A 286-nucleotide genomic window follows, 5' to 3' on the forward strand; every position below is an offset into this window, starting at 1 on the left:
CAGCACCGCGACGAGCGTGCCGCCGCGATACAGCGCGAGGCGCGCGTCGACCGGCGCGGCGAGCGGCTCGTCGGCGCTGGTGGCCGAACGCGCCACGGTGCCCACGAGCGCCGGCAAACCTTCGATGTCGCCACGCGCATGGCGCACTTCGCCGCCCGAACCCGTGAAACTGAAGGACGTCCACCGGTCCAGCGCCGAGAAGGACGCGGGGCCCTGCGAGCGTGCGGGCTTGGCGGCGGCGGCGGCACGCGGCGCGGGCGAGCGCAGGGCGCCGGAGGCGTCGGCG

General features: G+C 77.3%; 1 pseudogene. It reads right to left on the minus strand.

What is annotated here, in order from left to right:
• A pseudogene (locus tag BMG07_RS41100) lies at positions 1 to 286 on the minus strand (hypothetical protein); the annotation flags it as partial.

Source organism: Variovorax sp. E3, from assembly GCF_016082275.1.
GTDB lineage: Bacteria > Pseudomonadota > Gammaproteobacteria > Burkholderiales > Burkholderiaceae_C > Variovorax.